49 protein-coding genes and 1 tRNA gene are annotated in these 26,715 nt (G+C 51.3%); 6 read left to right on the top strand and 44 right to left on the bottom strand.

Annotated features, from left to right (window positions below):
• Positions 1–5: 5 nt before the first annotated feature.
• The 42 genes from SPH27_RS07870 to SPH27_RS08075 all read right to left on the bottom strand — a co-directional run bounded on the left by SPH27_RS07870 (position 6) and on the right by SPH27_RS08075 (position 23,554).
• Positions 6–677 carry a DUF6246 family protein gene (locus SPH27_RS07870; RefSeq protein ID WP_322435633.1) on the bottom strand — a complete coding sequence of 224 codons (672 nt, stop codon included), beginning with the start codon at positions 675–677 and terminating at the stop codon, positions 6–8.
• A gap of 57 nt (positions 678–734) precedes the next feature.
• Positions 735–1,478 (bottom strand): Ig-like domain-containing protein, encoded by a 744-nt coding sequence (locus SPH27_RS07875; protein WP_322435634.1) that lies wholly within the window; start codon positions 1,476–1,478, stop codon positions 735–737.
• A gap of 62 nt (positions 1,479–1,540) precedes the next feature.
• The gene (locus SPH27_RS07880; RefSeq protein WP_322435635.1) at positions 1,541–1,924 is read right to left on the bottom strand and encodes a hypothetical protein; all 384 of its coding nucleotides are present in this window, start codon (positions 1,922–1,924) and stop codon (positions 1,541–1,543) included.
• The gene (locus SPH27_RS07885) at positions 1,921–2,385 is read right to left on the bottom strand and encodes a hypothetical protein (protein WP_046619674.1); all 465 of its coding nucleotides are present in this window, start codon (positions 2,383–2,385) and stop codon (positions 1,921–1,923) included. The genes SPH27_RS07880 and SPH27_RS07885 overlap by 4 nt, the downstream gene beginning before the upstream one ends.
• 2 nt (positions 2,386–2,387) lie before the next feature.
• Positions 2,388–2,738, bottom strand: coding sequence for a hypothetical protein (locus SPH27_RS07890; protein ID WP_322435636.1), 351 nt, complete (start codon positions 2,736–2,738; stop codon positions 2,388–2,390).
• Between the two features lie 10 nt (positions 2,739–2,748).
• Complete coding sequence (locus tag SPH27_RS07895; RefSeq protein WP_322435637.1) at positions 2,749–3,066, bottom strand: DUF6527 family protein; 318 nt, start codon at positions 3,064–3,066, stop codon at positions 2,749–2,751.
• Positions 3,063–3,233, bottom strand: a complete 171-nt coding sequence (locus SPH27_RS07900) for a hypothetical protein (protein WP_013097716.1) — start codon at positions 3,231–3,233, stop codon at positions 3,063–3,065. The genes SPH27_RS07895 and SPH27_RS07900 overlap by 4 nt, the downstream gene beginning before the upstream one ends.
• Entirely contained in the window at positions 3,233–3,613 is a 381-nt protein-coding gene (locus SPH27_RS07905) for a hypothetical protein (protein WP_006808952.1), read from the bottom strand. The genes SPH27_RS07900 and SPH27_RS07905 overlap by 1 nt, the downstream gene beginning before the upstream one ends.
• Positions 3,614–3,615: 2 nt before the next feature.
• Complete coding sequence (locus SPH27_RS07910) at positions 3,616–3,984, bottom strand: hypothetical protein (protein ID WP_322435638.1); 369 nt, start codon at positions 3,982–3,984, stop codon at positions 3,616–3,618.
• Positions 3,985–3,993: 9 nt separating this feature from the next.
• Complete coding sequence (locus SPH27_RS07915; RefSeq protein ID WP_063159380.1) at positions 3,994–5,070, bottom strand: major capsid protein; 1,077 nt, start codon at positions 5,068–5,070, stop codon at positions 3,994–3,996.
• Positions 5,071–5,081: 11 nt separating this feature from the next.
• Positions 5,082–5,522 carry a hypothetical protein gene (locus SPH27_RS07920; protein WP_047647778.1) on the bottom strand — a complete coding sequence of 147 codons (441 nt, stop codon included), beginning with the start codon at positions 5,520–5,522 and terminating at the stop codon, positions 5,082–5,084.
• Positions 5,523–5,525: 3 nt separating this feature from the next.
• Positions 5,526–6,911, bottom strand: a complete 1,386-nt coding sequence (locus SPH27_RS07925; protein WP_322435639.1) for a DUF2213 domain-containing protein — start codon at positions 6,909–6,911, stop codon at positions 5,526–5,528.
• Between the two features lie 64 nt (positions 6,912–6,975).
• Positions 6,976–7,401 (bottom strand): hypothetical protein, encoded by a 426-nt coding sequence (locus tag SPH27_RS07930; RefSeq protein WP_322435640.1) that lies wholly within the window; start codon positions 7,399–7,401, stop codon positions 6,976–6,978.
• Between the two features lie 20 nt (positions 7,402–7,421).
• Complete coding sequence (locus SPH27_RS07935; protein WP_322435689.1) at positions 7,422–8,399, bottom strand: phage minor head protein; 978 nt, start codon at positions 8,397–8,399, stop codon at positions 7,422–7,424.
• Complete coding sequence (locus SPH27_RS07940) at positions 8,353–9,804, bottom strand: DUF1073 domain-containing protein (protein WP_322435641.1); 1,452 nt, start codon at positions 9,802–9,804, stop codon at positions 8,353–8,355. Before SPH27_RS07940 ends, SPH27_RS07935 begins: the two co-directional genes overlap by 47 nt.
• 11 nt (positions 9,805–9,815) lie before the next feature.
• Positions 9,816–11,288, bottom strand: a complete 1,473-nt coding sequence (locus SPH27_RS07945; protein WP_322435642.1) for a terminase — start codon at positions 11,286–11,288, stop codon at positions 9,816–9,818.
• On the bottom strand, positions 11,288–11,803 hold the full coding sequence (locus tag SPH27_RS07950; protein ID WP_039025437.1) for a hypothetical protein: 516 nt from the start codon (positions 11,801–11,803) through the stop codon (positions 11,288–11,290). The genes SPH27_RS07945 and SPH27_RS07950 overlap by 1 nt, the downstream gene beginning before the upstream one ends.
• A 3-nt stretch (positions 11,804–11,806) precedes the next feature.
• Complete coding sequence (locus tag SPH27_RS07955; RefSeq protein WP_322435643.1) at positions 11,807–12,025, bottom strand: hypothetical protein; 219 nt, start codon at positions 12,023–12,025, stop codon at positions 11,807–11,809.
• 153 nt (positions 12,026–12,178) lie between these two features.
• Entirely contained in the window at positions 12,179–12,703 is a 525-nt protein-coding gene (locus SPH27_RS07960) for a Rha family transcriptional regulator (RefSeq protein WP_322435644.1), read from the bottom strand.
• Between the two features lie 421 nt (positions 12,704–13,124).
• Positions 13,125–13,502, bottom strand: coding sequence for a DUF2570 domain-containing protein (locus tag SPH27_RS07965; protein WP_322435645.1), 378 nt, complete (start codon positions 13,500–13,502; stop codon positions 13,125–13,127).
• Entirely contained in the window at positions 13,499–13,951 is a 453-nt protein-coding gene (locus SPH27_RS07970) for a lysozyme (RefSeq protein ID WP_322435690.1), read from the bottom strand. Before SPH27_RS07970 ends, SPH27_RS07965 begins: the two co-directional genes overlap by 4 nt.
• Before the next feature lie 55 nt (positions 13,952–14,006).
• Positions 14,007–14,327, bottom strand: a complete 321-nt coding sequence (locus tag SPH27_RS07975; protein ID WP_322435646.1) for a hypothetical protein — start codon at positions 14,325–14,327, stop codon at positions 14,007–14,009.
• A 481-nt stretch (positions 14,328–14,808) separates the two neighbouring features.
• Positions 14,809–15,420, bottom strand: a complete 612-nt coding sequence (locus SPH27_RS07980; protein ID WP_248270085.1) for a hypothetical protein — start codon at positions 15,418–15,420, stop codon at positions 14,809–14,811.
• On the bottom strand, positions 15,417–15,602 hold the full coding sequence (locus SPH27_RS07985; protein ID WP_322435647.1) for a hypothetical protein: 186 nt from the start codon (positions 15,600–15,602) through the stop codon (positions 15,417–15,419). Before SPH27_RS07985 ends, SPH27_RS07980 begins: the two co-directional genes overlap by 4 nt.
• Entirely contained in the window at positions 15,599–15,841 is a 243-nt protein-coding gene (locus SPH27_RS07990; RefSeq protein ID WP_322435648.1) for a hypothetical protein, read from the bottom strand. Before SPH27_RS07990 ends, SPH27_RS07985 begins: the two co-directional genes overlap by 4 nt.
• The gene (locus SPH27_RS07995) at positions 15,838–16,200 is read right to left on the bottom strand and encodes a RusA family crossover junction endodeoxyribonuclease (RefSeq protein ID WP_322435649.1); all 363 of its coding nucleotides are present in this window, start codon (positions 16,198–16,200) and stop codon (positions 15,838–15,840) included. The genes SPH27_RS07990 and SPH27_RS07995 overlap by 4 nt, the downstream gene beginning before the upstream one ends.
• A complete protein-coding gene (locus SPH27_RS08000) occupies positions 16,197–16,487 on the bottom strand; it encodes a DUF1364 domain-containing protein (RefSeq protein WP_322435691.1) in 291 nt (96 codons plus the stop codon). Before SPH27_RS08000 ends, SPH27_RS07995 begins: the two co-directional genes overlap by 4 nt.
• Complete coding sequence (locus tag SPH27_RS08005) at positions 16,480–16,656, bottom strand: protein NinF (RefSeq protein WP_322435650.1); 177 nt, start codon at positions 16,654–16,656, stop codon at positions 16,480–16,482. The genes SPH27_RS08000 and SPH27_RS08005 overlap by 8 nt, the downstream gene beginning before the upstream one ends.
• The gene (locus SPH27_RS08010) at positions 16,649–17,314 is read right to left on the bottom strand and encodes a DNA cytosine methyltransferase (RefSeq protein ID WP_322435651.1); all 666 of its coding nucleotides are present in this window, start codon (positions 17,312–17,314) and stop codon (positions 16,649–16,651) included. Before SPH27_RS08010 ends, SPH27_RS08005 begins: the two co-directional genes overlap by 8 nt.
• Positions 17,314–17,664 (bottom strand): phage protein NinX family protein, encoded by a 351-nt coding sequence (locus SPH27_RS08015; RefSeq protein WP_248203096.1) that lies wholly within the window; start codon positions 17,662–17,664, stop codon positions 17,314–17,316. Before SPH27_RS08015 ends, SPH27_RS08010 begins: the two co-directional genes overlap by 1 nt.
• Before the next feature lies 1 nt (position 17,665).
• Entirely contained in the window at positions 17,666–17,893 is a 228-nt protein-coding gene (locus SPH27_RS08020; protein WP_069720278.1) for a hypothetical protein, read from the bottom strand.
• A 2-nt stretch (positions 17,894–17,895) separates the two neighbouring features.
• Entirely contained in the window at positions 17,896–18,072 is a 177-nt protein-coding gene (locus tag SPH27_RS08025) for a NinE family protein (protein WP_322435652.1), read from the bottom strand.
• 176 nt (positions 18,073–18,248) lie between these two features.
• On the bottom strand, positions 18,249–18,695 hold the full coding sequence (locus SPH27_RS08030; protein WP_095429002.1) for a recombination protein NinB: 447 nt from the start codon (positions 18,693–18,695) through the stop codon (positions 18,249–18,251).
• Positions 18,667–18,819, bottom strand: a complete 153-nt coding sequence (locus SPH27_RS08035) for a Lar family restriction alleviation protein (RefSeq protein WP_322435653.1) — start codon at positions 18,817–18,819, stop codon at positions 18,667–18,669. The genes SPH27_RS08030 and SPH27_RS08035 overlap by 29 nt, the downstream gene beginning before the upstream one ends.
• 241 nt (positions 18,820–19,060) lie before the next feature.
• On the bottom strand, positions 19,061–19,363 hold the full coding sequence (locus SPH27_RS08040) for a hypothetical protein (protein ID WP_322435654.1): 303 nt from the start codon (positions 19,361–19,363) through the stop codon (positions 19,061–19,063).
• Between the two features lie 328 nt (positions 19,364–19,691).
• Complete coding sequence (locus SPH27_RS08045; RefSeq protein ID WP_322435655.1) at positions 19,692–20,033, bottom strand: hypothetical protein; 342 nt, start codon at positions 20,031–20,033, stop codon at positions 19,692–19,694.
• A complete protein-coding gene (locus SPH27_RS08050) occupies positions 20,030–20,482 on the bottom strand; it encodes a transcriptional regulator (protein WP_322435656.1) in 453 nt (150 codons plus the stop codon). Before SPH27_RS08050 ends, SPH27_RS08045 begins: the two co-directional genes overlap by 4 nt.
• Positions 20,482–21,885, bottom strand: coding sequence for a DnaB-like helicase C-terminal domain-containing protein (locus SPH27_RS08055; RefSeq protein ID WP_322435657.1), 1,404 nt, complete (start codon positions 21,883–21,885; stop codon positions 20,482–20,484). Before SPH27_RS08055 ends, SPH27_RS08050 begins: the two co-directional genes overlap by 1 nt.
• On the bottom strand, positions 21,875–22,771 hold the full coding sequence (locus SPH27_RS08060) for a DNA replication protein (RefSeq protein WP_322435658.1): 897 nt from the start codon (positions 22,769–22,771) through the stop codon (positions 21,875–21,877). The genes SPH27_RS08055 and SPH27_RS08060 overlap by 11 nt, the downstream gene beginning before the upstream one ends.
• Positions 22,764–22,910: a DUF2740 family protein gene (locus tag SPH27_RS08065; RefSeq protein WP_088130987.1), complete on the bottom strand. Its 147-nt coding sequence runs from the start codon at positions 22,908–22,910 to the stop codon at positions 22,764–22,766. Before SPH27_RS08065 ends, SPH27_RS08060 begins: the two co-directional genes overlap by 8 nt.
• 34 nt (positions 22,911–22,944) lie before the next feature.
• Positions 22,945–23,244 (bottom strand): CII family transcriptional regulator, encoded by a 300-nt coding sequence (locus SPH27_RS08070; RefSeq protein ID WP_322435659.1) that lies wholly within the window; start codon positions 23,242–23,244, stop codon positions 22,945–22,947.
• A 97-nt stretch (positions 23,245–23,341) separates the two neighbouring features.
• The gene (locus SPH27_RS08075; RefSeq protein WP_322435660.1) at positions 23,342–23,554 is read right to left on the bottom strand and encodes a helix-turn-helix transcriptional regulator; all 213 of its coding nucleotides are present in this window, start codon (positions 23,552–23,554) and stop codon (positions 23,342–23,344) included.
• Positions 23,555–23,655: 101 nt separating this feature from the next.
• On the opposite strand from SPH27_RS08075, the gene SPH27_RS08080 reads away from it, so the two are divergent.
• Both SPH27_RS08080 and SPH27_RS08085 read left to right on the top strand, forming a co-directional pair.
• The gene (locus SPH27_RS08080; protein ID WP_322435661.1) at positions 23,656–24,351 is read left to right on the top strand and encodes a helix-turn-helix transcriptional regulator; all 696 of its coding nucleotides are present in this window, start codon (positions 23,656–23,658) and stop codon (positions 24,349–24,351) included.
• Between the two features lie 101 nt (positions 24,352–24,452).
• Positions 24,453–24,854, top strand: coding sequence for a hypothetical protein (locus SPH27_RS08085; RefSeq protein ID WP_322435662.1), 402 nt, complete (start codon positions 24,453–24,455; stop codon positions 24,852–24,854).
• Between the two features lie 150 nt (positions 24,855–25,004).
• On the opposite strand, the gene SPH27_RS08090 is transcribed toward SPH27_RS08085, so the two are convergent.
• Complete coding sequence (locus SPH27_RS08090) at positions 25,005–25,205, bottom strand: hypothetical protein (RefSeq protein ID WP_322435663.1); 201 nt, start codon at positions 25,203–25,205, stop codon at positions 25,005–25,007.
• Between the two features lie 239 nt (positions 25,206–25,444).
• On the opposite strand from SPH27_RS08090, the gene SPH27_RS08095 reads away from it, so the two are divergent.
• Positions 25,445–25,579, top strand: a tRNA-Arg gene (locus SPH27_RS08095).
• Between the two features lie 33 nt (positions 25,580–25,612).
• On the opposite strand, the gene SPH27_RS08100 is transcribed toward SPH27_RS08095, so the two are convergent.
• Positions 25,613–25,855, bottom strand: a complete 243-nt coding sequence (locus tag SPH27_RS08100; RefSeq protein WP_322435664.1) for a hypothetical protein — start codon at positions 25,853–25,855, stop codon at positions 25,613–25,615.
• Positions 25,856–25,968: 113 nt separating this feature from the next.
• On the opposite strand from SPH27_RS08100, the gene SPH27_RS08105 reads away from it, so the two are divergent.
• The 3 genes from SPH27_RS08105 to SPH27_RS08115 are packed head-to-tail and all read left to right on the top strand — an operon-like array spanning position 25,969 to position 26,714.
• On the top strand, positions 25,969–26,226 hold the full coding sequence (locus tag SPH27_RS08105) for a transcriptional regulator (RefSeq protein ID WP_416208284.1): 258 nt from the start codon (positions 25,969–25,971) through the stop codon (positions 26,224–26,226).
• Positions 26,227–26,228: 2 nt separating this feature from the next.
• Positions 26,229–26,477: a hypothetical protein gene (locus SPH27_RS08110; protein WP_322435665.1), complete on the top strand. Its 249-nt coding sequence runs from the start codon at positions 26,229–26,231 to the stop codon at positions 26,475–26,477.
• Between the two features lie 45 nt (positions 26,478–26,522).
• Positions 26,523–26,714: a hypothetical protein gene (locus SPH27_RS08115; protein WP_322435666.1), complete on the top strand. Its 192-nt coding sequence runs from the start codon at positions 26,523–26,525 to the stop codon at positions 26,712–26,714.
• Position 26,715: the final 1 nt, after the last annotated feature.

Here is a 26,715-nt window from a genome sequence, read left to right on the forward strand (position 1 = left end):
TCCGGTTATTGCTTTGCTTTTGCCCTGCGTGCAGCCTGTTTAGCCAGGTACTCGTCGGCGATGCTGTCGTACTCTTCTCGAGTGAAGCCTTTCTGGTCCGGGTATTTCGCCGCCAGCAGCATCTGGAACTCGGTCATCGTTAACTGAGAGGCTTCAGCGCGGTTCATTTCAAAGTGGCTGCGCGCTGCGCTGATGTAGTCGAAGGCTTTAAATTCGTTCGTTCTCGCGCCCGTTTCGTGGCGCTGCAGCTGGCGGACCTTAGCTTTGCCGACGACTCCGTGCTGCATGAGGTGCTGCGCCAGCACTATGATGTCGTTCTTCGGCATTTGTCCGGGTCGGTAGACGACGCAGTGCCGCCACCCCTTCCACTCGCCGATCATGGGCGTAAGGTCTTCCTCGCAGCACGCCTGCAGCACCAGCATGCTCGTTGATAGCAGCTTCTCAGCAGCGCGATTGAATGATGGGGCCAGCCATTCAGGAAATCGCCACAGCGCGCCTGCGCACACCTCAATCAGCTGAGCGACATCATTGCCGTGTATGGTGGCGTAGGCCTGCACAATCTCTTCCGGAGTGCCGATCCTGGTCATGGCCTCAAATGAAGGTCGCAACAGGTAATCTTTCCCGCCTTCGCGGCTGTCGCTGATAGAGAGTTCGCCAATATCGGTTAAAGCGGTCATAGGCCTTCCAGTAAACGGTCATTATCAAGGGCAGCACGCCGCCCTTTGGAATGTCCGTTAGGTAACGGTAACCGTATGCACGGCCACAAAGTTGCCGTCTTCGGTATTGATGATGATTTGCGCGCTGCCAGTGGCGACACGCGTCACGGTAACGGTATTGCCGGAGGCGGTAGCTGTTGCCTTGGTCGCATCGGTAGTCGCTACAGTGAAGTCTTTGTTGGTAGCGCCGCTTGGTGCGATGTTCACCGTGAAGGTGCTGGTTCCGCCTGCCGTGCCGGTGCTGGTTGCCGGAGTTACCGTTACGCCAGTCACTGCCACATCGCTGATCTCATTCACCTCGATGGTGCTGGCATCACCGACTTTGAACTCAGTCGAGAACGTGACTATATCGTTGGTACCACCGTCAGAGCTCAGTGCAGTGATGTTCATGTAGCCGATAAATTCGACGGGGCCATATTCCATTCGCACCCAGATACCTGTCTGACGCTTGGCCTTCAACTCACCCGAGAAATACTTGATGAACTTGCCTACACCGTACTGATCCAGCTTATCTTTTTTGCGCACTTCACCTTCAAAGCTGAAGGTGAGATCACTGTTGGTGATGATGGTTTCGACATAGCCGCCGCCGTCATCCGCATCAGAGGTAACCGTGTTAGGGTTGAAGTCGAAGCCTTTAGACGTGCCTGCAGCCAGAGACTTCCACTCAGACTCAAGTGGTTTGACATCCGGGCAGCCATCGGCGACTTCCAGCACGACCGCACCGCCGAACAGGCGCTCGTTCGAGTTCTGGCAATTAGCCATGTGAAACTCCTCTTTGACGTATAAAAGAAAACCCGCCGGAGCGGGTTATTTGGTTGGGATGGCTATTCGCCGTAAGTGCAGGCGAACTGGAGTCGGAAGACTATTCGCCCTTCTTCTGTGAGAACCGGTGCGGGAATTGCGCCCATGTTCTGGATGTAGCCGACGCACTCATCAGCCATAGGGTTATCCTGGACGTACTCGACGATGCGCCGCACGGCGTTGAGTGCTTCTTTACGCTTATCTTTTGCGCCTACGACATCGACAAGGACATAATAATCAGTCCCCAATCCATACCTTATCGCAGAGCCGCCATTGGGCCTGAATACCATGACCGCCTTCGACAGATCTCCCGGGTCGTCGTACATCAGCTGCTGCACCGTGAAGCCGGTCGTTAGCCCGGCGTCGCCGAACATGTTGCGCACCCGCTCGTGCATCATAGGTGTCATAGCGAAAGCTCCTTGCGCATCACCGCGTCGACATTGTCGCGCTCGTCATTCGCGCCTTTTGTCAGAAATTGCGGTTCACCATGCGGATCCCAGTAATTGCCCGTTCCGGTCCCGCCGCCGAACTCTTTCGGTTTCTGCGGGCCGAACTCAGAACGGTTGCTGGTCACGCCGAAGTGCGCGCGCGGCTGACCTTTCAGCTTGCCTGACGCCTCATGCACGTAGGCGGCATAGTTGGCTGAGTAACCGATTCGCCCGGTGATGAACACGCCGCCAGCGTCGATCTCGCGGAACTGGCTGTTAATCAGCGTAGAGGTGTCGATCGGGGTGTAATAGGCAGCCCGCGCCCCGATAAGTATCATCGCCGACTGCAGCGCGCGAATTACCTTGCGCCCCTTCACATCGTTGATGACATCGTTCAGATGCTTCTTCGCCTGGCTAATGCCTTTCACTTTGATGCCCATGGCTACACTCCCGTCAGGATGGCGTAATCATCCGCCAGGCGCTCGAACGTGTCGGCGTAGCGAATAACCTGCCGCACCTCGTCGGCACCGGCTACAACCGGGTCGAGCTCGGTCGATACGCCAATAAGCAGGTAATCACCTGCGGCCGCCAGCGCGAACTCCGTCCAGACAGTGTTCTTAACGACGATTTCGGCGCCCAGGCTGGCTAACTTCTTGCTGAGCCCGCCCTCGTAATCACAGAGGATTTGCTCAGGTTCGGCATAGCCAAGCGGATCTCCGTATTCATCATTTCCTTCCAGCTTGCGCCAGATGGTTGCCGTGGCTGTGTATGACCAGTTTGCAACGGTAGACATCGCTCACCCCTCAAAGCTCTGGTAACGGCACCGTCATGCCTGCCATGCTATGTGTACAGTCATTCAGATATTGAATCTGCCCATCTGTCACAAATGAATGGCAGGTAAACGGTTTGTCTTTCGTGGCGTCGTCAAACTCCTCTGGGTCATCGCTGGGCAAGAAGCCAGTAACCAAAACGCTTGGAGTCAGCGTCGGCTTATCAACGCTGCCATTCCATCCCCATCGCGGACCATTGCCAATGCCAACCTGCACCACATGGCGACTTCCGCACCCAGGGCACATGAACGATAAACGGCTATCGCTCGCTTTCTTTACTCGCTCTGTCATTCTTTCCACCTCAGCACCTTCGCGCCAGTAGCCCGGATGCGCGGGCAGTTGATGAACCACTCACCGTCCGATTTCACGTAGCCGGTAGTCTCCCGCCCGGTGTCGGTCATCACCCAGACGCGGGTGAACGAACGCGGCAGCCCATGCTTCACTGATTTGTACGTCATCAGCAGCCTCCGACCACCATGAACAGACCGACACTGTTACCAGCGCTGATCGGCAGCTCGCCGGTGCAGCCGCTGGTATCGAGACGGGCCAGCGAGTCGCGCAGCCATGTGATGCTGTCGTCGCCATATTCAAACGAACGGGACGCGCCAGACGGCGCACCCTGCGATTTGATGCGGCGCGCGCCGGAGGACGTAGCCATAAGAGCGGCGGCGTACATCAGGATCAGTTTTGCAGTGCACTCGTCATACCCCGCGCCATCGAGGCACGGGATAATCTTGTTCACCACGCAGAGGATCGGTTCCAGCAGCGCGCCCGGGATGGAGTAACCCAATTCACCGAGGAACGCCTGCACGTCTGCCGCTGTGATTGGGTCAGCCATGGTTATTTCGCCTTCTTGATTGCTTCCGCCAGTGCTGCTTCGGCTTCGTCAGCGCGTTTGGTTTCTGCTGCCAGCGCGTCGGCATGAGCCTTGTCTTTTGCTTCTGCGTCTGACTGCGCCTGCTTCAGCTGCTCAAGGGCTTCGTTGAGTTTTGACTGCAAATCGGATGCACCGGATGCAACCGGCGCAGACGGCGTAGCCACTTCGAAGACGAGCTTTTCACCCTTCTTCTCAGTGGATTTCTCAACCCTGCCCTGCTCAATCCACTTTTCAGCGATTGAGTCATCAACGTCATAAACCTGACCAGCCTCCAGCTTTTGAAGGCTGGCACCGGCAAAGAGGTTTGCTACCAATACCTTTACGAGTGCCATGTTGTTTCCTTAGCTTGAAGCGTGAATAACAGAATAGTGGCCGTTGATGTCCTGCTTGACCATAAGGCCAGCAGCACCCCAGGTGCGCCAAACGTAATCTGAGTTATAGAACTGACGCGGATCAGCGACGGTACCGAACGCCTGGCCGACGATAGGTGCAATCACGCCAGCCTGCAGCGGCACGATTACGATTTCGTTACCGGTCAGCTCAGCATCTTCTTTGATTGCCGCAATGCCTGAAAGCTTGGAGATCTCTTCCAGTACGGTGCGGAGAGAGTTCACATCGAAATACTGTTCCCAGTTGGACATGATTTCGCTGGAGACGTACCACGTTTGCTGGCCGTACTGCATGTTTTGCAGCTTGAGGACATCACGCAGGGCGATCGCCGCGGCACGCATGGCTTTCGGGTCTGTGCTGGTTGCAAAGTTTACGGTCAGTGTCACCTGCGCCACACGCTCATCGTGACGTAAACCCTTCCAGGTCTTGTCATCGAATTTGATGTAGTTACCGGCCGCATCACGGAAGCCTTCCCAGATGTAGTCCACATACTGGCGACGCACATCATCAACAGATCCGGCCTGAGCATCAGCCAGGGATGAGAGCGCTGAGCCTTTATTAAATACCGGGTCACGCCAGTTGAATTTAAAGCCGCTGTCGTGGATCGGCACCATGGTGCCATCGAAGGTGTAAGACTTCGCATCCAGCGCAGCGCCAATCTGACCGGACATTGAGGTGTGCGCCCAGCCACGGCCGCCGGTGCGAGCGTATTCGTACACAGACTCTTCAAGACGAACAGAACGAGACAGAGGCATCAGGTCGTTCAGCAGCGTGAATTCGGTGTTCGGTTCGAATTGCTTCAGCACGGTCTGGTCATAGGCCTTGTACAGACGGCGGATGTCGTCGACTGCGTTTACTGCGTCCAGCACCGGGGCATTTGCCGCTTCACCGCGAACACGGGTACGAGCAATAAAGTCTGCCACGGCCTGAGCGCTGGAATTACGAGCGAACGTCAGTTCATTGAACTGAGCCATGTTGGCTTCGAGGTTCCCGGTTTCGGTCGCCTGCTTAGTGGAGAATACAAACATTCAGGTGCTCCTTATTTAATGACCACGCGCAGGAGGTCACCTGCCGTTGCAATGGTGTATGAGCGGTCTTCTTCTACGTAGCAGCGGACCGATTCATCAGTGCCTACAGCTTTAACGCGGCCGTTGGCAACGGAGAGCGGCTGCCCTTTTGTGTAAGTGCCTGCAGCGGCGGGAACGTTGAAGAAAACGCCAGGGGTTGGGTGGAAAGCAACAACCCAGTCGCCAGCCTTGATAACGTCATCTACGGTTTTGCAACGCAGGTAGTCATAGTTGGCTACGTAGAGGATCGCGGCTTCATTGCCATCCACGGAGGCGGTGAATTTCTTCGTGGTGTTGTCGAAGAAACCAATCGTACCGGGAGGAGTATCAGCGGCTGCAGCACCTTCACGGTGAAGTTGTGGGTTCGCGAAGATACCGCCCGCGTGAATTACATGTTTTCCGTCTTTAGCCATTTTTTACTCCGGCATTTCGCTGACTGATTGAGAGGAATTGACCTGGCGGAATGCACCATTCAGGCCGAAGGATGTCTGGCACTTGGCGTACATGGCGTCGAGGGCCTTACCATCCAGATCTGCGACTTCTTCATCGCTCATGTTCATCGCCAGCTTCACAGCCGCGCGCTTTTCGTCTTTCTCTTTGTCGGCGTTCGCGTTCAGGCTGTTGAAAACGACGTCCACGCGATCGGCGAGTGTTTTCGCCCACGCTGGCATCTCTTCATTATTGGTGACCTGTTCTTTTTTCTTGGGCTTGCCGGTTTCCGGGTCGATTTCTTCATCGCCTTTTTTCTTGGCGGTGGCTTCTTCGGCCTTCATCTGGTTGTATGCGTCCATCAGCTCGGCGTCGGACTTGCCTTCAGTCGGCTTACCAGCGGCTTGCAGCGCATTGATAATCAGTTGTTTCATCGGATCGTTCTCTCCGTTGGTTTTAATCTCGTACTCAGTGGGTTTGCGCACGACTTCTACAGGTTCGCCGACGAACACGGCCTTGCCGTCATCATCGATGAGGTACTTCTGCTTCAGGTATTTGGTGTCATTGCGGTAGATGAAGCTGTCCGGCCACACCGTTTCAGGCCAAAGCCACTTATCTTCGGTGTCACCCTCGCGCAGCTTGTCGCTGATGGCGCGGGAGATGTCATCAAAAGAAAAGTTGGAGGCATTGGTGAAGAAGAATTTGGTTTTGTTAAGCAGGCCCTCGCGGGTGCAGTCGATACCATCAGCCAGGCGGGCAACCTCAATCTGTTGCTCATCACCTTCTGAGTTAACGAAGATGCCAACGCCCTCCTCCGGCGTACCGGCACCGGGCTCATCGAGCAGCACCGCCACATGGTCAAACATCATGTTGGTGGCGATCTCGTTGTACTTCTTGCCCTTTGATTCGCCGTTGGCAGCAATGCCGGAATACAGCAGGCCGGTGGAGATGTGGATCGGGTCTGAGTTGGTACCAGCCATCATCTCATCCAGACGGTTAATCAGGCGCTTACCCTTGTCGCTCGACTCGGCGTACTGGCGGTTAACGTACATGTCCCCCGTCACCTTCCCGTCGTTGTGGCTGACGTTCTGCAGCCAGGCCCCGACGTGATACTCGTTTACCGCCCGGACATCGCGCGCCGATACATGCTTGCCGTCAACTTTCGGGTGGCCCAGCGGCATCGGGTTACGCTCGAGCGTGTTGTAGGCCTTTTCGATTTCTGCTGCCGGGTACAACTTCCGGTTCATCACGATATCGTCCACGACAGGCGTGATGCCGCGAACCACGATATGTGGCTTGCCGTCGATGGTTTCAGTAGTGATGTTTGAAGCGGAGTTGACGACGGTCAGCACGTTTACGCGGTTGCGTTTCATGCTGGGTCCTCATTGGTGGATTTCAGGCAATAAAAAAGGCCGCCGTAGCGACCTCATAAGGTGATTACAGTTTGCTATCCTTCCCGAGGGAGAAGCCGCCAACTTTCTCAATTGGTATTCGAACGATGGAGCCATGGACACTTATCCATCCCCCGTCACCTTTCATGTATGACGGATTTTTAATATGAAGGAAGTTTAATGGAATTGTGTGACCATCTTCGCTTCTGTACTCAAGCGCTAAATTATCAAAGAATGATGCCATCGCATCTTTAAGTTCAGGGCTGGCATTAGCAGTCCTGAGATTGCTTGCAATAGTTTCAGCGTACTCCTTGCCTGATACCAATTGTCCTGCAACTACCTGCCCACTTACGATAACGGTAACGTCGACACCGGCATTGAGGTTGGCGCAAAGTACCAGGTGCGCCAAAGCGCTATCTTTCAGGTTCTGAGGGTGTGCAATAACTTCTTGAAGTTTTTCTTCTTTGTCCATGATATTCCTCCATTAATGACTCAAGAAGATTGCCACCCTTTTCTTTCTTTCGCCAGCTTATCCGCCAGCCCTTCGTTGAAAATACTGCCGTCGTCGTTGAGCAGCACCGGAATCTGGCTGCAATAGCAATGAAATTTATTGCCGTCCACCGCATACCAGTCGCGGACCTCTTGCGTAGTCCTGACCTTTCCATGCCAGAAAGCATGAGTCTGTCGTGTGGTGGGCTTCAGTGCCGATAAGTGAAGCAGCCCAGTATTCAACCCCAGCCTATCTGCTGCCCAATCCGTCTCGTTCCATTGCGCTTCACGCAGCGCACCGACTTGCTCAGTCTGAGCGATGGTCTTTGCCTTCGACATCGAGACATCAAGGCGCTTACTGACGATGCTGGCCGTCTCGCGCGGGTTAATGCCTCGACCGATCGAATCGGCAATGACATTGGCCAGGTCGGCGCGCGCGGTATCGCTGATCCCCTTCCAGTCGCTGTACGTTCTGATGTAGGCACTCGCAATCTGGTTCTGATATGCAGCACTCGAAAGCAACTGCTGCAGCGTCGTCTGGCTTGCGTACACCGGTGACTGCACCGAAAGATTCGTGAATGCCCCAAGCGTGCCACGCTCGTACTCTGCGGTGACGTAATCCATCGCCCAGATATTCTGACTGCCACCTTCAAGCAGCTCGTCATCCAGTATCGACTGAACCACCTGCAGGAGGTCGGCCAGTTCAGCAGCCGTCATGTCATAGATGAACTTACCGGCATTGACCTGATACAGCGAAGGCTCTGCACCTTCGTTGTTGCACATCATCCATGACCGCTGCGCGTTCGCCTCTCGCTGCTGTCCTGTCAGCCTTTGGTCAAAGAGTGTCTTTAGCCTGCGCTTAATGTTCAGATACCGATCTTCGATATCATTGAACATCCTGCTGACCTGCCGCGAGGACTGCGTAGGGTCAGCTTTATTGCGCGGTACGATTGGCGTCCCGATTCTGGTTTGCGCTGTCATCATCATCTGTCAGCGGATCCTTATCGGTTTGCTTTACATCAGGGTTAGGTGGCTGAACGACCTTGCGAGGCTCCAGCTCGCCGACTGCGCGGATTTCGTTTTCATCCACTGCCGGAGTGCCGTATGCCTGCTGTGTGTCTTTCGCCACGACGGCCATTGCCTGCATGTTGGCAATCTTCTCTTTTTCGCTCGGCGCGAGCAGATCAGACCATGCCAGCGTGACCTCTCCGGATGATGGCGGGTCAATTACTCCTACGGTCCAAAAGCGTTCAAGCACGCTCTCTACAATCGTTGACTGGAATCCCCAGCGGCGGCCGTTACAGCGCTTCGCCCAGTCCGTCTTGTCCTCATCGGATGCAAGGCGCCCCGTCTGCTGACCAAACAGTATGGTGAACGGGCACTGAATCGAAGATGCAAACTCGTTGGCGGCCACTGTCCAGGTTGGAGACGGGTCTGCCGCCGCAACGGAGAGAACCGACGGCGTGCCGGCCTGCATAACCAAGGCCGCATCCGTGCCACGGTTCATCTTGGCGACTTTGTCGTTAAGCGCTTCGCCCAGGTCTTTGTAGCCAGATTCTGTGGCTTGCTTTGACAGGTTCGCAATGTTGGTTTCTTTGTCGAACGCAATCCCGAGCTGGCGACTTGCATTCTTCAGGAACCCTTCGGCACTACCACCAGATACCTTTTCGAGGTCGAGAAGTTTGTTGTAACCAGCGCGCAGGAAAGGCACGCCAGAGAGCATGTTCTCGTCTTCTGAGCCTTCGCAGAGAATGATGATTCGCTCGGGATGTACGGTAACGCCGCGCACCGGGCCGTACGTGCCATCATCACCAACTGGCTGCTCGTTGAAGTTGTACGAAACTGGCTGGCCGTACGTTTCTGAAAGTGTATCGGTATCGAAGTTGCCTGGCTTGATCTGCGATTCCCACGCGGGTATCAGCTTAACAATGGCCTTGTCTTTCAGTCGTGCCACCACCAACCTGTCTACCGGCTCACTCCATTCCCTTCCGTCGCGGAACTGAATGAGTAATGCCGAGTACCGGCCAACCAGATTACGGCGATCCGCATCCTTAATTTTCGGCCAGTGCTTCTTCAGCAGCTTAGTGGCTGACTTTTCCCAGTCCGTTGTCTCGGTTGACTCCTTTCCGTCGTCACCGTCGATGATCGTCGGGTTATCAACCCAGCACGAATCGAGAAGCTTATGAACTGCGGCAAACGCCACCGCGTTGCGCTCGTATGCCCGGTAGTATCGGTCAAACTCGAGACTGTTTGGATAGCCGAACTCATCCCACAACTTCGTGCGTTTGGTGTTTCCCGGCTGGCCTGCGTACAGCATGCGCTGCCGCCCGATAGCATCAGCAAGGGCATTAACGAGGAATGAAACCTCGCTTTGTTGTTCACTCACTGATGAGCTCCTTAGAAGAATACTGCGCCGACCTGCTTGTGGTTGTTCTTCGCTACTGCAAAGTAACGGAAGCTGTCAGCACCGTGTGATGTGAAGTCATGAAGCGGTTTATCTTTCCAGCACCCGCGCTTGTCGTCCCACTCCTTGCGGTAGCCTTCGAGGTGAGATATGCCCTCGGCACATTTCTCCTCATCGAAGACGCAGGACGGGAGAATTTCACGCACCGACTCAATGCCGGTATCGACACCAGTTTTCGGAACAACATTGAAGGTCATCGAGTACACCTGGCCGTCTATTTCATAGCCTTCCTGTGCAAGTTCTTTGCGCGATTTTGCATCGGCACCGAATTCGCGGTTCTCGATGTCGTGCGGCCCCCAGTGCTCTCCGTACTCATAGCCGCGGTCTTTCAGCACCTTCATGTAGTGCCTCAGCCCCTCGCCGGAGTTTTCGTAGTAGTCGATGATGTGGAACTCTTCGCCGACCTCACGAACGAACCATATCGCCGTGGAGTCACCCACACCGATATCCCAGAACGTGTGCACCGGAAGATGTGAGTTATCCGGGATTTGCCCGATCCGCTTGTTGGTGTAGAGCCAGCGGAACTGCTTGGCGTAGTACGCGCCCTCGGCCGACTGCTGGAACGCCTCGGCCGGAATGGTCGGGTATTCGCGCTTCATGTCATCGCCGAGCGTTTTCTCTTTGGCGTAGTACCAGGCTTTCTGGCGCTCGTTGACTACTACGCCGTGCTTCGCTTCCATCTCTGCGAAGTATTCCAGCAGGCGCACCGGCAGAGGTTCGACCGGGTCGATTGCGTACTGCGGATTTTTCCACCAGGAGAAGAAGAAAAACTTCCAGTCCAGTGCGGACAAGGATTTGCCCTGCAGCAGCGCTTTCTCTGCCGTCTGGCAGTAATCGAAAAAGTAACCCGCCCGGCCCTCTGCAGTGCTCTCGATAGTAGCGAAGCATCCGGTAGATACCGCCTCAAACGCACCAGTGACAATCTCACGGGCTTTGTCCGGATACTTGGCGCATATCTTCCCGAACTCTGAAACGTGCAGGTAACGCAGCGTACCACCACGAAACGACGTGCTGACGTAGAGTGAGCCGCCCTTCTTGAAGACGAGCTCGCCGGAAGAGTCGTTGCTGGCCGGGTTGGCCGCCTTTATCTCTGCTGGCAGCTTGTCGTATGCGTACTTCACCTTTTCTCTGAACAGGCGCTTTGCGTCATTCAGCGTGTGGGCAATCAGTGCGCACTTCGCCGACTCGAACAGGGCTGCGTCGAGCTGAATGATGCATACCTCAGTGGTGAAACCGAGTTGCCTGGCCTTCAGGATGATGTTTCGGGTGTGGATCCCCTCGAAGTATTCCCGCTGCTCAGGCGTCATCCTGAACCGCGTTGGCTTACCCTCTTTGTCGGTGATCCAGTAAAGATTGTTCAACCGCCAGTCTTTGTCGGCCAGCAGCTTGAGGTGCTCAGGTTTCATTAAGCCCCCTGAGACAATGAATCCATCAGGTTAGACAGGTCATCAACCGTCTTATTGCCTTCTTCGGTGTCAAGGTTATATGCCTTGCGCTCAGCGTTTATCACTTTGATTTGAGCATCAACACCGGCAGTGATCGAGCGAGACATTGAGGCATGATTCTCTTCCGTGATATCTGCATCTTCGAGGAAGTCGCGGAGCTTATTTGTGATGCCGCGCCACGCCGCCAGACTTTCCCGATGAGCCATGACTACAGCAGCCGCCTCATCGGAGGCCTGGTCAATAATCTGCTCATCAGTAACCACTGGTGACTGGTTACCGTCTTTGGTTACCGACTTGGTTACCTTGGCCTTGGTTGCCGCCCTGACCTTTTCTGTCAGGTCTCTCTGCCATCCTTCTTTGTTTGCTCTCTTCAGGATGGTGGCGTGGTTAACGCCATGCTTTTCACCGATTGCCCTTACTGACAATGAACCAGCCCGGTAAGCCGATTCAATGGCCTCCCAATCTGGTTTGCTCATTGGTTACTCCGTTGTTTGTTCTTCTGGCTGTTCCGTTTGCTCTGCCTGTACCGGCGTGAACTCCACGCGCTTAACGTCGACAGGAGCGAAGTACAGCCACTGTCCCGTTTCCGTCGCCAGCGGCACAAAGCCGTTAACCAGCTCAGGCTGACGTCGTGACATCTTGCCCGTGAAGGTTTCGCCTGTTTGGGTGGTTAGCGTGATTTGGTAGATGTCAGACATGATTACCTCTTTGCCTTGTCGCAGCTGTTGCCCTGCTTCTCAGAAGTGCTTAGCCACTTACGGCTTACCCGCCAGCAAGATGTGATCACAATCCTTGCGGGGTTACACAGATCATTATCGAAGCCCCTCAGTGAAGGGCTCCTGTAATGTCAATCAGCCAATCAGCAATTCTGGCTGTGTCACCTGCATGATGTGCTCATGCTCGAGCTCCAGAACGCGCTTCTCTTTCTTCCGCTCATTCATCAAACGGCTGCCGATCGTACCTTTCAACTTTGACCTGGTTTCTTTGATGGCGTAGCGGTGCTGCATTTCTTCACCCATCGCCATGCGCCGGCTGAGTTGTTCGGCCATCCAGTTAAAGGCGGCGATGTATTGCTCTTTAATTGCGGTCGCCGTCTTTCCGGTGAAACCCATTACAAGCATCATCCAGCCATCTTTCGTGATGTTGTACATCAGGCGCATCTCCCCTTTTTTATCGAGGTATTCAACGGGCTCAAAATTGAGCCGGTTAAAGTCAGGGGAGCAATCAGACTCCAGCCGCTTGATAGTGCGAAGAACGTTTTTATGCGCCTTGCCGAAAAAGCGGGCGATCTTCATGGACGTCGTGATGACCTTTCCGTTGGATGGCAAAACCATTTCGCGGAAGTCGAAGGCCGGAATAACTGACGGATTATTCATAGCGTGTACCTTTCTTTGAGATGAACCTTTGCCGCATAGGAAATCAGCCCGTCGAGGCTCGCCAGCACTAACTGACTTCCTCAAAGGCTCATTTCAAAGGGTTTGGTTCGACGTGGTTTGAATGCGCTGCGGTGCGCGGTGAAATGCGGATACAAAAAAGCCCCGGCGATTGCCGAGGCTCAGAATTTTGTTTTTGACACTTGATGATTTTTCTTCAGCTGGACTGCTCACAGCATGACTGACTTTTACTACTTTCATTTCTCGATTTCAATTTATTTTTCTCGCCTCTTCAATTTCCCGAATTGCCGCCTTATCCAGATTGCACTGCCCCAGCGCCGTATAGAGCTGAGCGTTTAACTCCAGACTTGCCTGCCACGTGAACGGAACCACCATTCTGGGGATCGGCGTGCCTGCGGTCAGGTCAGCGCTTATCGGAACCACCGGAACCGGAACGTAAACTGTCTGCTTGTTCCCGCAGGCTGTCAGAAGCGGCAGAAGGAACAAGCTGGTTAGCGCACGGATCGCCTTCAAGCGCCTGCCTGATGTAGACAATGCGCGTCTCGCCTTTTTTGGCCAGTTCGTTCTTTGCATTCTGGGTAGCCTGTGAGATGTCACGGATGAGGTTCATCGTGGTGATCACGTTGTTGGTGATCGCCTCAGATGTGTCGGCCCTGACCGTCGCCTTATCGCGCTGGTATTTGTAGTTGATGGCGTTTTCTCGGTAGTGGTTAATCGCCCAGGCCATGGAAACCAGCAGGCAGATAACGACAGCGCAGATGATGGCGGTTAATCGGCTCATTTCACACCATCCAGGCAGAGCGCCTTTTCTTTCCCGGCGCGAATAACCAGACCAGACAGAACCTTACCGCCGCCCCATACCCAGCGAGGGAACTGGTTGCATGCCGCCGTGATGTCCCCGCTTCTGAGAAGAGAGAACATCGTGGATGTGCGCATATTTCCGCAGCCAGCACGAAACGTTACTGATACAGCTGCCGAGAAAGTATTATCAGACAGCTTGCGCCCATTCCCGTAGCGGTTAACGCAGGACTCGGCATCAAGGATGTTGCGTTCCCACTCGGCTGCGATCTGCTGGTCGGACTTAACGGTGCCGGGCTTCACGCCATGCGTGTTCCCCATGCCGTCAGTAAGCACACCCGCCGGGCAGACATACGGATCACGGCGGCAAGATTCAGCGTTGCCGATTAACTCCAGCCCGCGCTCGTTAGTCCTGACATGGCCCGCATTCATCACAATGGCGATGATCGTTCCGACGGAGCAGACAATGCCCGCGGCACCGCTTTTCTTACTCAGTTTCAACTGTGCCACCGGAAATTCTCCGCATTGCCTCCGTAACCACCTCGGCGGCAGCCGGACGATCGGAGCGAGGTTTTTTACCTACATCAGATAAGTAGTTTTCCAGCAGTTGGGTTCGTTTCCTTTCCTCAGCCATACGCTCACGCTCTTCTTTCCGTTTTGCGTAATAGGTTTTTATCGTGAAGAACGCCGATACCAGCGCGCCGATAATAAACACGTAATCCTGCAGGCTAAGCAAAGAGAACAGGCCCAAGGCCGCCGACCACCAGTACGGTAGATCGTGTCCATTTGTTGGGTTCATACGTTGCATTCCACACCTCCGGGTCCGGGGTGCTGTGTGGTAGTTGGGGAAAGGCCGTCAGACACGATAGCTACGGGGCATCTGGAATTGATTGTCTGCGGCCTGAATAAAAAACCCGACGACAGGCCGGGAAGATGAGGGTAAGGCAATGCCGGCTCTATGGCCGAAGGGTCCCAGGCAGTGGGTTTGTTTGTGGTGGCGGGTGCTGATCTCCCGCTCAGGGTTGTAGCAAGCCCCATGAAGCGCGCACTACTGTAGTCATGGCGCATCAGCCTGCGCATTCACCACAACGGACAGAGCACTCGGTGCATTTAAGCCAAGCCCCATACGGGAGAATGCTCTTTCCTGTTGTGCAGATACGAAAAAGCCCAAGGCGTTAACCTCAGGGCTTGTTTGTTTGGCTGCTCTGTTCGCTTTTGCTCCGAGCATACACAAAATGTACTACTTCCATTTCGCGGTGGCAAGTTTTTTAGGACAATTTACCTAAATATTATGCCGCTTGTGGAAATTCCTTCTCAATTTCTCGCCTCATCGCATAAAAGATTTCCGAATCGAGCACATTCTCGCACCAAACGACCCTGCGCCTGCACGACTGGATATCCATTCCGGTGACAGCATTCATCAGCCTGGCGATATCTTGCGTGCAATTGCGATTGCAATATCGCTTAATAGCTACATCGCGGACGGGGCTTTCTCGGTGAAACGTCTTGACCATCACACGTTCAACGAAAGCAGCATCATCGGATTCTTTGGCGAGAGCGATGATGTTGCTAAACGATGATTGAGGGATGACCAGTTCGCGAGCTTTCTTGTAGAGCGCATCTCCACGCAGTCCATCTTCTTCGTACAGGCGCATGACGACAGATTCAATCTGTTTAGCCTTGTCATCGCTCCACTGGCTACGAATCATCAGGCGACCGATAACGTTGATTGCACCACCTGGAGAATCATCACCGGCGTTAACCTTCCCCCAAACCTGCAGCATGTAGTGAACCCATGCTTTCTGGCGTGAGTTGATGGTTTTCTTCGGGTGCTTCCACACTCGGCGGAAATGAGCATCGTCGATGAAGTTGACCATTCCGAATATCGGTGTGTGTCTCATGCAGCCTCCGGGTCATGGTCTGGCTTATTCGTTCCGAGTCGGTTGCGCACTTCCCGCAGTTGCTCACGTACATAATCAAGACTGCGCTCAAGCTCATGCTCTTTTCCAATCAGCACCTGCTCGGTATGCATATCGCGCTGACGCTGCCATTTGACTTGCTGGATGTTAGTTACGGTACTCATGCTGCCTCCCGGATAAGCTCGAAATCATTCAGGTAAAGGCCGCCGAAACTGTACAGAACGTCTTCTCTGATGTTTTCTAATGTGCAGAAAGGGAAATAGCTCAGGTAGAACTCAGCGGCTCTGTCAGCCTTATCCAGAACTTCAGATGCATCATTAAGCCGCATGACGAAAAGCACATCCTGAAAGATTGCTGCCGTTTCGCATGGGTAGTGGATTTTCTTGACATATTCTCTGGTCATGCCGCCTCCAGTTCTGTGATGATTATTTCAAGCTTCCCACCCTTCATAACTTCACATCGCACCATGCGAACGTCATCAATGAGGCTGTCATCAGCGATAACGCCAGCTTTGGTGAGAGAATCGAGAGGTGCTTTGAAGAGGTTGTCCAGGTCACGCCTGGTGCGTGTAGGTGGATATGCGAGGATTTTTACTTTCAGCCTGCCGGCCAGTTGGTATTGCTGATTTGCTTTGATGATTTGCTGCGTTACTGCTTCCGTGTACTCCCTTCCCTTTTTGCTTTTTATCTTTCGCCCTCGGAACACAGAGAAGAGATGATTGTTCCCGGGCGGCCAGGGCAACTCTATTCGGTATTCATTCATCGCTTCACCTTACCCTCTTTCAGCAGGGCATCCTGCGTTCTAATAACGCCTTCAAGGTGCGCTATGCGGGCCTGAGTGACATCGCAGCGACAGGTGCGCCGGTCTATCTCATCATGACAAGCTGAGCACGCCCATGCACCAAACAGATCATCTGGTTTCATTCCGGTTCCGCAGATACCAGCCATGCGGTAATGCGCGAGCACTACTGTTTCAGGATTACCGTTGCAAATTCCTGGCAGCCTGACCTGGCATTCCCTGCCCCGCGCTTCTTTTCGAAGATTAGCCATCATCTTCCTCCGTCATAAATCCGTTAGGGTCTCGATACGCTATTGCCAGCGATGCGCATTCTTCACAAACGTGAGTCTCATCGTCGGTTAACTCCTTCGTGCAGCCTGCGCACAACGTTCGACGTATGCTCTGCTGCTCGTATGATTGGGCTTCGTGTGCGCTAAGCATTATTGGCCTCGTATACTGCTCGTGCGAAACCGCGCGGCGTCAAAGATCGAAGTTGTTTTGTTTTAGCGCTGTTTCCGCCAAGTGATTTCCATCCCCAGAAATAACCGATGTTTATAGGGCCGGGTCTTTTTGCTGGCATGACAAACCCACCTCCAGCCCAAATACAGGTTTTTTTGGTATACCCGTCGCATGGTGGCATTCTCGGGTGATAGGAACCTTCATCCGGATGTAGATGCGCTCCGTATTCGTGGGGGTCGAAGTAATAATCCGGCTTGCGCCAGTGGGTAGACATTTTTCCAACTGGATTCTCCACCATCCATGCCGCGCCGAACTCCTCTGCCATTTTCTCTACCATCTTTGCATGCCTAACTGAATCCAGTGATGTATGCCCTTCATGCTTTGCCCCTGACACCGCCAAATCTGTGCAATCAGGGAAGGCGAAAATCATCTTTGGCTTAGGGATTCCTGTAAGATCTGGCTTGTATGGAAAATTCTCACTAATCCAGCAATTCACATAATGCAGATTTTCATGCTGCATCTTGATGTGATATTCCCCGTGATTTCCCTCGTCAGCATTGAAGCAGTAAACATCATGCCCCGCCTCTGCCCATGGGAGGCCCATAATTCCTGAACCATCAAAAAGTGACCAAATGACCATTATTTTTTCCCCTTCATCATCAGAAAGACCAACATCGCAGCGCGGAGAGGGTTTTTATCTTCTGCAGATAAATCAGATGCCATGCCGTGGCGTGATGACCAAGCAAAGGCCTCGCTGGGATATGGTGCTATTCCGATGTGGTTATCAGCGATAATCGGCCATGCGTCTGTCGGGTTATGGCATGGGTCAAATACCTTCCAGCCAAGACATATTCCCTTGAATTCACCACAATCTGCATATTCATGGATAACGGCATTTCCATCTGATGCGATAATTGAGAGGCCATCTTTGCTGACTATCTTCCCAACCATTGCGTTAATTTCTTGGTCTGATAACTGTGAATAGTCCATATCAATGCAACCTCGCTGCTGTGGTTTCTTCCGGTTCCTGTAACTGGATAATCATGTCGGCATCTTCGAACTGGTACATGTAAGCTTCTGCGCCATTAACCTCTATCCTTCCCTGAACATATCCGGCTACCCAGTTCATAATCATTCCGACTGAGTCAACGCCGTCACCTTCCATATCTTCGAGAAGGTCAGCGAGTCGGTCTGCGTAGTCATCATCTAAGCTGCTCATAGCTATTTCCTCGCACGGTCACGCAGCCAGCGGATATCCCACAGGTGCGCAGTGTAATTAAACGTGGTTACGTCTGATTCGGTGGGTACTGGCTTGAGTTTGTTTCTGGAGCGTTTGGTGGGGATGAATATCAGGTTGTCCATTGCGATTTGGGTTATGCTTCGTCGCTGTTTAGCCATTTCGTATCCTCATGATATTGCAGGGCATCCGTGAAGCACCCATTCAGCTATTAGGTACCAACCCCATGGCGGAAAGAATACGCTGAATAGCGTCGACCAGAACCCGCTGGCAAGAACAACACCAACAACCCATGCAATGATAAAAATCAGCGATACCAGCGTTTCAGTAAGGTATTTCATGCCGCATCTCCGAATCGCTTGTTAAACTCCAGCTCGCGGCGTGAATCATCACTCCACTTTACGTTTCGCTCTGAACCGAACCAGAACATGATTTCGATAAGTTCTGTCATGCTGGCCTTTCGCATCTTGCTGGTACGCACGCCGAACATAACCACACCACCTTCAATCCCTGGGGCGCTCCTCTGCTTCTTGTCTTTCATCTTCAGCCAGAAAGCAGTAAATATGTCTTTCCAGTCCGATTCGTCGTAACGATTTCCATGCCATAGCACCTGCTGAGAAACGTCATGCAGCATCGGCCATAAACGGTCGTTCTGCGCTTTGGTTCTCTTGGGCTCTTTGATGTGGACTTCGTGTGGTGACTTTTCGTCTAGAGGTATTGCAAGGATGGCGTTTATTGCTGACTGCTGTTGCTGCTTACTCCTGAGGAAGATTGTCTGCTTCATCTCCAGCTCTCCGGTTCCAGGCTAATGCTGCTTTAACCTTTGTCTTTTCCTCAGGACCATTTGCACCGCATTCTGTGCAGTAGACAAAGAACCAGCTCGCAACGCTGTGTGCAACGGTTTCCATATTTCCGCTCCCGCAGAATGGACATGGTTTTGGTAAGCTCACGGTTTGGCTCCTTCGACATTTTTTAAGCTGTTCCACTCATTCACAGCGCTTCGATAGTTTGCTGCTACCACTGTGGCATGATTGGTGCAATAAATCTGACACCCGCTTTCCATGTCGAAGATGGTCGGCGACTTTCCGCATTTGCACTTTTTGGCTCTCGGTGCGTCTGAACACATACCGTTTACTGTATCGCTCATACTCACTCCTTCACTTTGATTCCAGCGTCATCGAGCACCCTCGATATCGTTTCTACCGGAAGCATTAAGCAGCCATCCTCGCCATATGTATCTGTTGCGGTGGAGTAAACAAGTTCGGCTTGAGGAAGCTTAATCTCGATAGCTGCGCGAGATGCCTGCCATGCTTTGCTCCATAGCTTCCAGCGTGCGCTTAAGAATTCGTTAGCACTATAATCTTCTTTTCCCCTCCAATACTCTATGCGCTCCTTTGGATAACCGAACTCATCCATTAAATTCTGCTCGAAAGCCTTTCTTGATTCGTCCATATTCCTCTCCATCAAAAACTATCGTTGATTTGTTTAAGCGCTATAGCCATAACCAGAAGAAGAACCAATCCGGGAGGCGACATAAGAGCGTCAATAAGTTCCATTATTAAACTTCTCGGTTATAGCTCGAATGTTCATACTAATAATCTTGAATAGAACTCGGTCGCGTGGTGACTTTTTAGGGAGCGGCCTTTCTGCTATCTTTTCGTGAAGCGGAAGGTTGCTTGAACTCATGCATTTTTTCTTGCGGTGTGCTGCCTCTTTGATATCCGCATTCAATAACTGTTGTGCTGTACTCATCATTCCTCTCCATCAGCGTGCTGGGGTGTTAATTAAATAGCTTCTTGAATTCTGCATTCTGAAAGTTGTCATGCGCTGTTGAGTAAGCGCTCCAAAGCTTCCGCATGGTTTTGAAGCGTGGTCTGCTTTGGAATTTTTTACCGACTCCCTGTCCGTTGACCCGAACAAGATGACCGAATGAATAGTATTTATTTGCTGCCCAAACAGTTATCGCATTCCCTTTGTGCATGTAAGTGATAGTGCAATCGCTTGTCTGAATAACTCTTCCTGTATCCATGATTTCATTCAGCTCCAAATCCCATTCTTCAGAAAATGGTTCTTGGTACATCCCAAATACGGTATTCGCTATGTGTTTGATGAACTCACTCATGATGTACGCACCTCTTTTAATGCCTTGTTGATAAATGCAGTCAGTGGGTTGGCCGCGCCAAAGTTAAATACCGGCTTCTTGCTGTATACCCATGCGTTCTTGTGGCACCAGTCGCGATGAAGCTCGCCGTTTTCATGAAGGTGCTTGAGCATCTTCGTAACGAGGCGCTTGTCGATTCCTGTTGCTGTGGATATCTCAACTGCCATTCCGGTTTCATGCTCATCCAGATAGCGCAGGACGGCTTCTGTGTGCTCATGATGTAACGACGCTAACCGGTAATACTTCACGCTCTTACTGATGCGCTCAATCTCAATCTGACCGTCTGCGATAAGTTCACGCAGTAGCAGGTTGATATGTGATTTCTGGCATCCGAGGAGTTTTGCGAATTGTGGTGCTGAGGTGGGAATGTTTGTTTCAAGGTGGTTGAGTATTTTGTCTCGTGTATTCACTAGTAGCCCCCCTTCTTGCTCTTGGGTTTCTCTTCGCGCTCTGTATTTCGTCGTTTGGCTTGTTCCTGGTCAACGTGGTAAATAATCCCGTTGCGTTGTTCAGCATAAACAACACCAGATTCACCATGGCGGTTTAACCTAAGCAGATATTCAGTTTCAGCCTGATTAACGTTTTCTTCGTATGCCCCCTCTCGATAAATGCCAAGCCAGTAGTCACAGTCCTGCTCAATCTGACCGGTATCGCGTGAATCACTTGGCAAAGGTCGCTTATTCTGTCGCTTTTCAAGGTCTCGATTGAGCTGAGTCAGCAACACAACAACGCAGTTAAGTTCTTTCGCTAGATTCTTCAGTCCTTTGGTGATGATTCCATAGGCAAGGTCATTCCTCTCCGCTTTTTCTGCCTTCATCAGCGTCAGATAGTCGACAAGTATCATCCCTACAACGCCCCTCTCTCGTTTAATTCTGCGAGACTCTGCAACGATGTGCGCCAAAGGAAGCCCTGGAGTATCGTCGATGTACAGGTTTCCATTTTGAGCAATCTCAAACCCTTTAGCTGTAGCCAGAGAGAATTTGTTATCGTCGTAATCGTTGAGGTAGAAGACTTTTGAATTAACCCCGGAGTTCTGGCTAATTATGTTTTCCGCCAACTGCACACGAGGCATTTCTAAGCTGAAGGCTAGTGCAGGAAGGTTTTCGTTCAGTGCGCAATGAATTGCCATGCTGGTATAGAGCGTTGTCTTGCCCATTTTAGGGCGGGCGCCAATAACAAATAGCGAACCTTTGACTATTCGTTTTGGCTCAAGCATTGCATCAAGAGCCTGAATTCCAGATGTGATGCCAATCGATGCTGGGTCCTGAGCCAAACGACCATCAACAACATCCAGCCATTCGCTAAAAACATCAGAGAACGGCATCAGTCCGCCACGTTTTACAGTCTTCGCCCTCTCATCAATTTGCATGGAAAGAGCTTGTACGGCCTCAATTTTATCCTCTGTGCTCATACCGTTTCTGGAATACAGAATTTCCAGCATGCGATTTGCCTGAGTGATTGCCATGCGTTCTGTTGCCTTGTCTTTTACGGCATTGGCATAGTGGATAACGTTAGCGGCGCTTGGCGTGTTCTTTGATAGTTCAGCAAGGTATGCAAAGCCGCCTACATTCTGCAGATCGCCAGAAGCCTCAAGCACGTCCGCGAGAGTCAAAAGGTCAAGTGGTTTACCTTTCGTGTTGAGGTCACTAAGTGATTTAAAGATATGCCCATGCTGTCTGCTGTAGAACATATCCGGCTTCAGAAAAGAAAAAACGCGCTGAATGTTGTCACTCTGCGCGTCCAGCATGATTGAACCCAGCACAGCTTGCTCAGCCTCGTAATTGTTGGGTGGCAATTTGTAATCATCGATCATCGTGCTCTCCCTCGCGTACTTTGAGGTATGTATTGTCGTTCAGTAGGAAGTCGAATCCCTTCTTATGCCAGACTGTGCCGCGCTGAGGATTTTGTCTTTCCTCGAACATCCAGCGGCAGTTTGAAGCGACATAGCTCAGGTAGGACTTCCAGTCTTCCAGAGTGAAACCATGCCCATCAAGTTGGCGCGTGATGACACCGGCCTTTCTCCAGAACGTCTGAATCTGGTTTTTGCGTTTGTCATTAAGCGCCCTGACTCTTGGTGCTTCAGGTATTAACTCGTGGTAGACATCGACGACTTGCTGACAGCTGAGAGACGATTTCTTTTTCTCAGTTTTTGGCGCTGCTACGGCACTCTCTTCTACGTTAGTAGAAGAGATATTATTAAATTCTTTATCTGTGGTAATTTGCTGGTAATCTGCTGGTACAGTATCGCTCGCAGACATTGGTATCACTGGCTTATGGCTGGTAATTTGCTGGTAATCTGCTGGTACAAAATTTGACTGATAATCGTCATATTTCTCTACCGAGAATACTGAGAATTTACCGTGTGAAACCCAGTCAATCATGCCGAGCTTCTTGAACTTTCTCAGCAGGTACTGAACGCGATCAGGATTGAGTCCTGTCTCAAACGCCAGAGCGTTTCTTCCGCTAAGAAGATTCCCTCTGCCTACCAGAATTTCTCCTGCGTCTGTCATTACATGCTCAGGTGCATGCTTGGCTTTCAGGATTAAGTGAACCCACAGATGTGATGCTTCAGCGTCCTTGTAGAACGGCACATCCATAATTTTACGGTGCAGCAAGGCATACCCCTTACCGCTGCTTTGATGCGGTTGCTGGAGCCTTCTGGCCTCTCTGGCTTCGGCTAGATTGGATACGTTACTCATGACCTTTCTCCTTCTGCATCAGCTTCACTTTCTCCAACTCAGCCCGAAATCGACCAGGCTGCTTGAAGCTGGACAGGAAGCGATCACGTAGTATGTTTTTGTGCATTTTGTCCTGGTAAGGACTGAGTGGTTTTGTCATAATTACTCCTGTTACTTGGCGTAACACAGTGTGCTTAAGCCCTAAACGAGTTACCGCTCGTTTGGGGTTTTTCTTTTGTGAGATAGCTAGCCAGCCGCTTTGTAAGCTCAGCCATTTCCTCGTCTTCGATTCCGTATTCCAGAACCGCCAGCATCATGCTCATGGTCTTGAAGAAGCTGTTCTTCTCCCTTCCCTTTGCCACCTTCATGCGGCAAATCTGCGCTTCGTCTATGCCGGTTAGCTTTGAAAGCTTCGACTGACCAAACGCGGCGATCTTATTAAGCAATGTTGATTCGATTTGCATTGCTTTCTTGCGATACATTGATTCTTCCATTTGTAATACTTCCTTTAGTTAATAAGTGTTTACGCATCGGTTGATGCGTTGGTTGTCCTCAGGTTCTGAGGGGCAGATTATTAAAGAGCGGTACTTCTTATGCTGCGTTCTTGGTGTTCCCGTACAACAACCAGAGCGGGTCACAATTCAGGGCTTGAGCCAGTTCAACAATGTATCGAGGTCGCTTAGTTTTACCTGATTCAACTTGCTGTACTGTTTGCTGATTAGTCCCTGACAACTCAGCCAGTTGCGTCTGGGTGAGATTCAGTTCAATTCGCTTCTGTTTGAGTCGGTCAGATAACGTTTCCATACAACCTCCTTACAAACTAATTTGTATTTTATTGTCAAACTACCTTGTTTGTCAAATACCGTGTTTCTTGTAAATATGGAGGGATTAATCAAGAGGTTTTTATGAGCATTTCAGAAAGGGTCAAACTCAGAAGAGCCGAGCTTGGCTTAACTCAGGCTGAGCTGGCTGTTAAAGCCAACACTTCTCAGCAGGCCATTCAGCAGCTTGAGGATGGGAAGACGCAGAGGCCGAGGTATCTCCCGGAGCTTGCAGTAGCTCTTGGTTGCGATGTTTCTTATCTTCTCGGGAGATCTAGTGTCATTAGGCAGGATGAACTTCCACCTGAAAAGGAATGGGGGGCGGTCGATGTTTGGGATAGCAAAACTCCACTGAGGGATGATGAAGTGGAAGTACCTTTTCTTAAAGATATTGAGTTCGCGTGCGGAGATGGTAGCTACAGCGAAGATGACTACAACGGATTCAAGTTGCGATTTTCTAAGTCAACCTTGCGTCGAATTGGTGCCAGCACTGATGGTCATGGGATTCTATGCTTCCCGGCTCGCGGCAATAGTATGGAGCCAAACATACCTGACGGCACAACTGTAGCGATCAACACCGAAGACAAGAAAATCGTTGATGGGAAGATATACGCGATTAGCGAGGACGGATGGAAGCGCATTAAGATGCTTCATCGGGTTGGTCCGGATACTGTAAGTATTCGCAGCTACAACTCAGAAGAATATCCACCAGAAAATAAACCGCTAAACAGCATAGAAATCATTGGGCGCGTGTTCTGGTGGTCAGTACTGGACTGCTAGCAGTGGCCTGACGAGACGTTTGGATAGGGTATACAACTGAGCTACCTGGCGGAAAGATAACCAATCGCGTATCCAAAGAAGGGAAAAAGAGTCCAGGAATAATGCCAAAGGAAATCATTGAAGGTCATAAGTATATCCAACATTCTCTGCCCCTTATCGCTTTGGGATGGACGGTTATATCCTTCCTGCTTGGTCATTTTATGGGGCATAGAAGCGCCATAAAACGTGATAAGAGGAAGGAGTTCAATGAAATCGCCGAGCCGCTGTTGGAGTTTTATGAAGAGCTTTTGATCCAGCTACAGCATGACGGCTATTTCAGCACTACTAAATTTCCGATTGAGTTACTTGGTAAAATAGAACGAAGACTTTCACCGAGATATCAAAAGGAATTCAATCATTTAGTGAAAGACATAATTGCCATGCAACACACAAAAAATGGCACTGACAGAGAAGTGTTAATCAAAAAGATTAAGCGCATGTGCAAAATCATTCACCTCCGTTAATACTGATCGCACATACAGTAAAAGTCAACCCGGCCACCGAGCCGGGTTTTCTTTGTCAATTCGCTGGATCCATTTTAGGCCTTTTTTTCCCATAAAAACCCTAGCAAACCCAGAAATGATGCAGGTTCTACGGCGATCCATTTTCCACTACTATTTTGGCAAGCTCAGTACATCAATAGCCAGCTCTACAGCCAAGTCCACACCATCTTCCTGCCATAGAACCTGAATCATCTCTATCAGCGCCTCCCTTGAAGGCTCGCGCTGCTCTACCAAAACCTGCATCACCGCCGTGCCAAGTATCTCCACCACCTGCGGGTGAAGATCTGCAAAGAACTCATCCTCACTTTTCATACCAATCCCTCGTTCATTTTTCACTCGTAGCAGTATCGCACGAAGATTTTACAAAAATAAATAACCTTTAAATACAACAAGAAACAATAATAAAACAATAAAATACAAATTTATGTGTTTACAAGAAAGTTTGTTATCTTGTATATTCTAGCCATCAGCAGGACGCACTACTCACCAGGACGGTGAATGCTCTTTAAAAATTTAATCCTCAGAATCTGAGGCCGAAGTGAATGCTTCGGGGTGTGGTGAAGCTTAACGGCGAGCTAGGGAATAGCCTTGCGGTGAAGATTCTAGATAACTAACCACAAGGCGCGCGCAACCCAATCGGCAGCGCACCGATGGAAGCTGGTTCGACTCCAGCCGCCACACCACCAAAGCATTCACAGATGAGGAGTTAATTATGAGGTCTATTGCAAGGAACTTAGCTTGGCTTTTTCTTCGATTATATGAGCCCCGTCTCTTTGAATTGCAGGGAGTACGGACAGCAGTGTTAGTGCTGCCTTCGGCTCCATCAGAAAGCGAAACTTCTGAGTCTTCCCACCAATCAGTTGGAAGCATTCAAAAACCAGCTCTCCTGTATTGGGGTCGAGGCTGACTTTTAACGGGTGAGTCAGGCCAATAGGAAATGTCATTGATGGAATTTCGTCCATGTTAATTACTCTCATGCTGTAAGGGTAATTCGATTTTACACAACTTCTCGCTGTAGGGGTACACGAGAACCACCGAGCCTGACGTGGTTAAAAGACAGGCATGAGGAGCAAATATGAACAGAAATCAAGCTCGTCGCCTTGCAGCTTTCAACGCAAAGAAGGCAGCAGAGAAGTTAGAGATGAAAGCCTACTGTAAAAAGATTGACCGTGCATTTTCACGGCTGTCGGAAGGCTGTAGTGAGCGCGTAACCAAAGCCATTTCGCTTGCCGGGACGCGTCAGAAGGAAGTTGAAGGTGGGGCTGTGTGCCTGCCAGAAGTTGCGCTTTTCGCAGCTGGTCATCGTAAGTCTAATAACGTAACAGCGAGGTAGTTATGGGTAAGCAGGTGCAGTTATCGGGGAAATGCACATTGAAGATTGACACCATCGTTGGTAGCACAACGATAGACATTCCGAAGGTCAATCGTGAAGGTGAAAACAACGCTGATGTGTTAATTCGAAATGTTATCCACTTCGGCGTGATGCGTCATGGCAAGGCTGCTTTGCGAAAGTTGATTGAGGAGAAGCTAGCTAATTATGGCGACGAATACGAAAACAAAGGCTTGAGTTACGACGATGAATAGGCCGCATAGTCGGCCTTCTTTTGGCAGCAAGCCACAGAGGTGAATATGAAGTCGATAGTAATTCATTACAAAGATCAGACTTCTGAGCAGGTAGATAACGTGCATGAAGCTATCGACCACGGCGATGGTGAGATTAGCTACTTTATCGGTTCAGGTTTTACCAGATATCACGCGCTTGGTGTCGAGAGGTTCGTGATCATTGATGCAGCCATCAGCAAGGCTCTGGGGGAGGAGTGAT

The sequence above is a fragment of the Enterobacter sp. A103 genome, assembly GCF_034427535.1.
Classification (GTDB): Bacteria; Pseudomonadota; Gammaproteobacteria; order Enterobacterales; family Enterobacteriaceae; genus Enterobacter; species Enterobacter asburiae_B.